Raw genomic sequence first — 7,612 nt, 5'->3', positions numbered from 1 at the left:
AGTGTGCGAGTAGCACAGCCAGTAACATGCCCTTATAGGGCTGAGCAAACCACCCGTTTTACGGGTGGTGATGATTAGGGAATGCATGAACACTACCTAATTCTGAAAGAATACCACTAGAGTAAACAGGACCGAAGCCAGGGATTGACATTAAAATTTGGTATTCCACAGGGTTCATTCCCATAACAGCTTTTTCAATAGCACTGTTAATAGCTTTAAGCTCCTTCTCAAAAGCCTGAATACAGTTAAAAGAGCAGGCAATTGAGATTGTTAAAGGCTCATATAGACATTTATCAAGGCGATATGAATTACGTGCAGCCTGCTTAAGAATTTCAGCTGTCATCTGAGGATTAGAAATTCTCTTACGACTTTTTTTATTGACAAAGTCAACGAGATTTTCAAGTGGAATATTTGCAATATCTTCAGAAGATAGAAACTCAGTCAATATGGAAGAGGCAGTAGCACCATATTTATTGGAAAAAGGATGTTCATCACCCTGTAGCAAAGCAAATTCACTGAACTTGAGAAATACGTTGGATAACATGTAAGTCTTTTCTCTAGTCAGGCATTCTACAATATGAAGTCTGTGCCTTGTAAGTCTTTGCAGAGCAAGGTATTGAGAACCCCGCCAGGGTTCAATATGAATTCTGCCAACTCTTGCAAAATCAGCAATAACAAAAGAGTCGATGCTATCATTTTTATCAAGAGAATTGAAGGAAGCTTTGTAGTTAGCAACTTCTTTAGGGTTTAAGCAGTAAACATAAGGCTTGTAGGGCATAAGACTTTCACTTGAAGATAAAAAATTAGCTATATGTACTCCGTAAAAGGACGTAGATTCTAGGCCGATTATTACAGTTTTAAAAGTGCAGTTTTCTAATACCTTAACAAGCATAGTTTCTAGTTGCTCTGCACCAAATTGTGTATTAGGAACAGATTTCATTTTAATCAAGAATTCTTGTTCAAAATTAATAGCAGAGACAACATTTTGTCTGGCACCAATGTCAATACCAACAAATAGAGTTGATAAGTAATCTAATTTCTTCATGAAATCACCACCTTTCAAAAGTAATGAGGAAATTAGAAAGGAATTATCCTAATCCAAAGTACTGACTGCAACCTCGCGTAATTAGCATTCATCCGGACGCAAGACCTTGCTGGTGGCTACGAAAGGAGATGCAACATTTGTGTAAGCAGAATATGATACTTTGGTCAGGCTGCAAGCTTTACGGGCAATAACATAATGTGTTTTGCAGGAGTGATCAGCAGTAACCTTCGCTAAAGTTCCATTATGATTATTCTAGCATTAGGAATTCCTTTAATAAATAATAGATTAAAACAGTATAGAGCAGAAAGTATAAGAATCAGCAATATTGAATTGGGAGAATCCCCACTAGAAAAATTTAGATGCTTTCTTAATCTATACAAAATATAAAAAATAAATAAGTCTATAGCAGTTATTTAACTGACTATAAACTTATTATACGAGGAGTGATATTTACGAGGAGTGATATTGTGGAAATAGTTACCTTAATAGAAAATTTCCTGGGGGATAATAAAAACTTAATATGTGAACACGGTCTTTCTTTTTTTATAAAATCCTCAAAATTCAATATATTATTTGATACAGGGCAAAGTGGGAATTTTATAAAAAACGCCAAAAACTTGGATATAGATTTAAATAAAACAGATTATATTGTAATAAGCCATGCACACTATGATCATGGTAATGGATTAAAAAGCTTTGCTGAAGATTTTACCATAAGACCTAAATTATTATTAAGCCAATATTTTTTCTCAAACGGGAAAAAATATTATCATGTTAACAAAAACAACCCTGAAGTATTCAAGAATTCCCAAAGCATTAAAAATATGGAAGGCTTTAATTATATAGGAGTAAATTTTGATGAAAAATTTTTAGAGCAAAACTCATTTAAGGTAGACTATATGGCCTTGGATCAGACAGAGATAGTAGAAGGTGTATATATATTTACAAATTTTAAATCCTACTATAACTTTGAAAAGCTAAATCCTAGTATGAAAATAAAAGCAGGAGAGAGTTTTGAAACTGACACTTTTAAAGATGAAATATCTATTGGAATAGATACTCCAAAAGGACTTTTGATACTTCTAAGATGCTCTCATCCAGGAGTACTAAATATAATAAAATCTATTGAAATTAAATCAGGCAAAAATATATTTGGAGTAATCGGAGGAACCCATCTAATGGAAGCTTCTATGGATAGAATTAAAAAAACTATAGCTGAATTGAAAAAAATGAACATAAAAATAATGGGGGTATCCCACTGTACTGGACATATTGCGACTTCTCAGTTAAAAGTCTCTTGTGAAAATTTTTTTGTGGATTCCACTGGTTCTTCTATAGTTTGTTAACCTATAAAGCCAATACGTATAATGGAAATTGTATTTCCTAGTATAAATTTTCGTATAAAAAACTAGGAATGCTAAAATTAAAATCTATTTTATTAGTGGCAATATGGATGCTGATATTTCTGATTTTTGTTTTACTAAAACCCAATTACTACTTGTTTTAAGCAGGTGGTAGTTGAGTTACCTGGATTTCGTACAAATATAAAATTGACATTTGTTTATAGTTACTTGATTAATATTATTGAGATTATTCTATAGCCGTCCGATACTTTAGACAGAGCCTTTTGGAATGGAATTATATATATTGTAATTAGAACTAAAAGCAAAACATAGCGTGTCGTTCTTAAAATGTTATTATTTTTCATTTGTTTTTTCCAAAAAGATTTTTAATTTAAATTTATCATATGAAATATGTCCTTTTGCAAGTTCTTCACATATAGAAGTATCGTAATTATTACTTTCAATCTCATTTTTAACATTTAAGAATTCTTTTGTAGTTATTAAACATTCAGCATATCTTTCAAGAAGTATAGGAGTATAGGAATTTAAATATTTAATATCTTCTATAATAGATTTTCTTTCTATAAATTCGTCAGCAGTAATCATACCACAAGCATATTTAGTTTTAAGGATATCAAGTAATTTTATTGTAAAAGGGCTTAAAGGAGGCTTACTTTTTAATGCTAAAAACATTAAAACTAAAATAATTAATAAGAAAAATATTAAAATGTAAGAACCGTAAAAACCTAATCCCATATGGTATCCATGTCTCATCATAATTTTTACCTCTCTGTTCTTATTGGAAATAAAATAGTTATTTTTGTTCCTTTTTTAAGGTTACTTTCTACAGAAAAAGAGCCATTTAAAACTTTCACTAATTTTTTTGCTATTGAAAGACCAAGTCCAGTACCTTCAGTATTTGAAGTTCTTGATTTATCGGCCTTGAAGAACTTTTCCCCTAAGTATTGAATTTGCTCTTCAGGTATGCCAATTCCATTGTCTTCAATAACTATAAAAATATTATTGCCATAAGCATATGTTTGTATATTTAAGCAGCCTTTATTTTGTGAGAACTTAATTCCATTGTCTAAAAATATTATAAGCAGCTGCTTTAGTTTATCGTAATCACTAAATAAAGGCGGTAAGTTATCCTCTAAAGATAGTTGTAAATTTATGCTTTTGGCATTTATTAACAGACTAAGATTTCTCAAAGTATCATTTATTATCATATTGACATCTAGCTCACTGAAATTAATATCCAATTTACCAGATTCTAATTTACTTAAATTGAGCAGGTCTTTAACCATTCTTTCAAGGCGATTGGTTTCTTTTAAAAGTGTAATGCAAGTATTCCTTATATATTTTGGCTTTGTCATACCATCTATAATTGATTCTAAATTACCTTTTATAACTGTCAATGGAGTTCTGAACTCATGAGAAACATTTGAAATAAAATCCTTACGCATTTGCTCGAGTTTTTCTTTTTCACTTATATCCTGAATAAGAATTACACCACCTATGACTTTATTTGAATTATTTTTTATAGGAGATATGGAAAAATTTAATATTTTATTTAGATACTCTCTTGCCAAATTTTTTTTTGCGTTGTTAATTATGCTAAAATTAAAATCTTCGAGTATATTTAATTTTGACAATGTTGAGCTAATGCTTGTTCTTGATTTAGTATCTTTGGGTGATAGTAGATTTAAAGCAGATTGATTGATGTTTATAATATTAAAGTTTTTGTCCATTGCTAAAATGCCTTCATTCATACTTGTTAATACATTACTTAACTTGGTCTTTTCTTCAAAAAGTTTACCTATTGTATATTTAAGTTTTAAGGATAATAAATCAAAGGAATTTGATAGTTCACCAATTTCATCTTTCTGATATATATTTGTTTTTATTCCATAATGGCCTCTTGCAAGTTTAAGTGCAGACGAATTTATTATTTTTATTGGCTTAGTAATATTTTTAGAAAAATAATATCCTATGAATCCAGAAAGAAATATTTCACCTAAAAGAGCAAAAATTAAATAGATAAAAAACTTATTCATAGAGTTTGAAAGATCGGATAAAGGTGAATGAAGAATTACTGCACCTATTATATTATTATTGTCATTCTTTATCGAAATTGCCGTAGTCATCATATATTCACCATAATAAGGATTGTACATTTCACCATATTCATCAGAACCAGTCAGTACTTTTTTTATAATTGAACCATATAACTTATTTATGTCAGCATTATTGATATAAATAAGGTTAGAATTATTACTGTTTGATGTAGTTATAATATTTCCATTTAAATCAATTATCCAAATTTCCGCATTATCAATTGAATCTATTAAGCTTATAATGTCGGTAAATTCTTTTCTTTTAATGTCCTTAGGCATATAAGGTTTAAGGATTTTTGAAATTTCTATGGAATGTTTTTTCATATTATTTCTTTTAACTTCATATATCTTATTTTTAAATATACTCAATGCAATAATACCTATTAGAAGTGTTGAAATAATAATAACTGCTAAAAAACCTATGGTAAGTTTAAAAGTAATATTTTTTTTAAACATCTTTCACCTCAAATTTATATCCCATGCCCCAAATAGTTTTAATATCCCAGTTATACTGCTCACTCAGTTGAAGTTTTGCCCTTATCCTCTTTATATGAGTATCTACTGTTCTCGGATCTCCAAAATAATCTATTCCCCATATCTCGTCAAGTAAAGTGTCTCTTGAAACTATCTTGTTAGGATAAATTGAAAGTACCCATAGAACCTCAATTTCTTTTTTTGTGAGGTTTACACTTACACCATCCAATTTAACTGAATAGTTATCAATATCTAATTCAAGATGTGGGTATTTTATTATTGAAGGCTCATTATTTTCATGTGCCTTAATTCGTCTAAGTACAGCTTTTATTCTTGCCACCACTTCGCCAGGACTAAAAGGTTTTACAATATAATCGTCAGCCCCGGAGTTCAGTCCCAAAATTTTATCTGAATCTTCACTCTTTGCTGTTATCATGATTATTGGAGTATTAGATTTAAGTCGTATTAACTTGCATATCTCCATTCCATCGAGTATTGGCATCATAATATCTAATAAAATAATTTGAGGACTGTATTCTTCAAATTTATCAAGTGCTTCCTTACCATTGAGAGCAGAAATTACAGTAAAACCTTCTTTTCTCATATAAGGCCTTAAAATTTTAATGATTTCAATGTTATCATCAGCAATCAAAATATTTTTAGTCATCCCTATCACCCCACATTTCTTACGTTGTTTAGATTATAGCATTGCCATATATTTAAATTGTGAAATAATTATGTACTTTTTAAATGTAAACTTATTTAAAGTCATTTCACAATTAGGACACTTTTTTATATTTAAGTTCCTTTATTATCGTATTATAGACAAATATATATAAATTAAATTTGAGGAGGAATAAGAATGAAAATAAAAAAATTATTGGTAGCACTAGCAGTGACTTTGGTAGCTGGAGCAAGTGCAACAGTTTATGCAGAAACAACAACTAATTATACGGGTCAGGGATTAGGGCTTGGAAGAATAACTTCCAAGAGAGGTTATGATTATGTTTCTTCTGTGTTAAAGAATAAACTTGGAATGACAGATAAAGAAATAAATGATGGCTTAAGTTCAGGAAAGACAATGTATGATTTAGCAAAAGATAAAGGCATGACTATTGATGAATTTAAAAAAGCATTAATTGAAGAAAAATCAAAAGCTATTGATGAAGCAGTATCTAATGGAACAATTACAAAAGGGCAGGGGGATTCTTTAAAAGAAAACATAAAGAATAATATAAATAACTGCAATGCTAATATTGGTCATATGCACGGCATTGATAGGGCAAATTGTTCTGCTTTGAAATAAAACATTAGATATTTAAATTAGAAGCCCGTAGAAAAGATGTTCTTACGGACTTTCCTATATTTGTTCATGCTCTGCAGTTCCACTATTTATTGTTTTTGTTGAAGCAGGAGTTTGGAGTTGCGGTTTCTTTTTTAGTGGCCGCACCAATGGTAAATGAAGTTGCTTTAGGGCTTCAATTGGTATTACTGTAGGTGATTTCATACATGGATGGATTCCGGTAGGGCATTAACAAAATATACAGGAGGTAGTAATCAATTTGCAGTACTAGCATTAGAAATAGTATTTGCTGGTTATTTGTTTAATTTTTTTCTTGGTCTTTAAAGGTACAATTGTAAATAATTTTACTGCAAGTAAATATAAATAATAAGCATGTGCTACAACGTATATTTATATATTGTAATATTACGATATCATGATATAATCATATTAAGTAATTAATTTGAGGGGAGTTTATTGTATATGTTTTTAAATCATGGAAAAATATTCTTTTATATTACTAATAGCTTTTATATTAATAGGTTTCATTGATTTGAGATTTGCAATAGTAGCAATTGTTTGTATGGTAGCTCCTATAATTGTATCTATATTTAGGGGGAGATTTTGGTGTGGAAATCTGTGTCCACGAGGAAACTTTTATGATAATGTGGTTTCTAGGTTTAGTGGCAAAAGAAAAGTGCCTAAACTTTTAAAATCTAATTATTTTAGAATCCTACTAGTAATATTTATGCTATCAATGTTTATACTGGGAGTTAAGAGAAATTGGGGGAATCCTTATGGTATTGGTATGGTTTTTTATAGGATAATTGTTGTAACTACTATAATAGGAATATTTTTATCTTTAGTTTATAACCATAGAACTTGGTGTCATTTTTGTCCTATGGGAACTATATCATCTTTTATATCAAAGCTTAGAAAAAATAAAAAAGTATTACAAGTATCATCCGACTGTGTATCCTGTAAATTATGTGAGAAAAAGTGTTCATTGGGAATAGTTCCTTATGAGTACAAAAATGATTTATTAAGTCATCCTGATTGTATACAGTGTGGCAAGTGTGTTATGACATGTCCTAAAAAGCAATAGGATGTGATAAAATCAATTTATAATAGGATTATAACTGAACATTATAGATTAATATTTAAAGTATAATGAAAAAGTTGTATTTTAGCAAAAATGATAAATACGAGGGATTTAATATTTTAATGCAAAATAAAAAAACTATTGACATATATATCGTTATATCTTAATATAAGAATATAACGATATATAAGATTATTAAGAGATAATAATATATAGAGGAGTTGTTAATATGACAAAGGCATCAGAATA

General features: G+C 29.4%; 7 protein-coding genes. 3 read left to right on the top strand and 4 right to left on the bottom strand.

The features are described 5' to 3' along the window. Positions 1 to 58 precede the first annotated feature (58 nt). Entirely contained in the window at positions 59 to 1,045 is a 987-nt protein-coding gene (locus ACJDU8_RS24830; RefSeq protein WP_406794871.1) for an IS110 family transposase, read from the bottom strand. Between the two features lie 467 nt (positions 1,046 to 1,512). On the opposite strand from ACJDU8_RS24830, the gene ACJDU8_RS24825 reads away from it, so the two are divergent. After that, a complete protein-coding gene (locus ACJDU8_RS24825) occupies positions 1,513 to 2,391 on the top strand; it encodes an MBL fold metallo-hydrolase (protein WP_406794870.1) in 879 nt (292 codons plus the stop codon). Positions 2,392 to 2,742: 351 nt separating this feature from the next. Here ACJDU8_RS24825 and ACJDU8_RS24820 read toward each other — a convergent pair whose 3' ends face one another. The 3 genes from ACJDU8_RS24820 to ACJDU8_RS24810 are packed head-to-tail and all read right to left on the bottom strand — an operon-like array spanning position 2,743 to position 5,646. Next, entirely contained in the window at positions 2,743 to 3,165 is a 423-nt protein-coding gene (locus tag ACJDU8_RS24820; RefSeq protein ID WP_406794869.1) for an SHOCT domain-containing protein, read from the bottom strand. A gap of 5 nt (positions 3,166 to 3,170) precedes the next feature. Beyond that, positions 3,171 to 4,961 carry an ATP-binding protein gene (locus ACJDU8_RS24815; RefSeq protein ID WP_406794868.1) on the bottom strand — a complete coding sequence of 597 codons (1,791 nt, stop codon included), beginning with the start codon at positions 4,959 to 4,961 and terminating at the stop codon, positions 3,171 to 3,173. Beyond that, the gene (locus ACJDU8_RS24810) at positions 4,954 to 5,646 is read right to left on the bottom strand and encodes a response regulator transcription factor (protein WP_406794867.1); all 693 of its coding nucleotides are present in this window, start codon (positions 5,644 to 5,646) and stop codon (positions 4,954 to 4,956) included. The genes ACJDU8_RS24815 and ACJDU8_RS24810 overlap by 8 nt, the downstream gene beginning before the upstream one ends. Positions 5,647 to 5,841: 195 nt before the next feature. Between ACJDU8_RS24810 and ACJDU8_RS24805 the strand changes: the two genes are divergently transcribed. Continuing rightward, complete coding sequence (locus tag ACJDU8_RS24805; RefSeq protein WP_406794866.1) at positions 5,842 to 6,285, top strand: hypothetical protein; 444 nt, start codon at positions 5,842 to 5,844, stop codon at positions 6,283 to 6,285. A 472-nt stretch (positions 6,286 to 6,757) separates the two neighbouring features. Continuing rightward, positions 6,758 to 7,366, top strand: coding sequence for a 4Fe-4S binding protein (locus tag ACJDU8_RS24800; protein ID WP_406794865.1), 609 nt, complete (start codon positions 6,758 to 6,760; stop codon positions 7,364 to 7,366). Positions 7,367 to 7,612: the final 246 nt, after the last annotated feature.

The sequence above is a fragment of the Candidatus Clostridium eludens genome (assembly GCF_045310515.1).
Classification (GTDB): Bacteria; Bacillota; Clostridia; order Clostridiales; family Clostridiaceae; genus Clostridium_B; species Clostridium_B eludens.
Note: the sequence above shows the minus strand (reverse complement) of the source record. Positions and strands in the feature narration are given on the sequence as shown.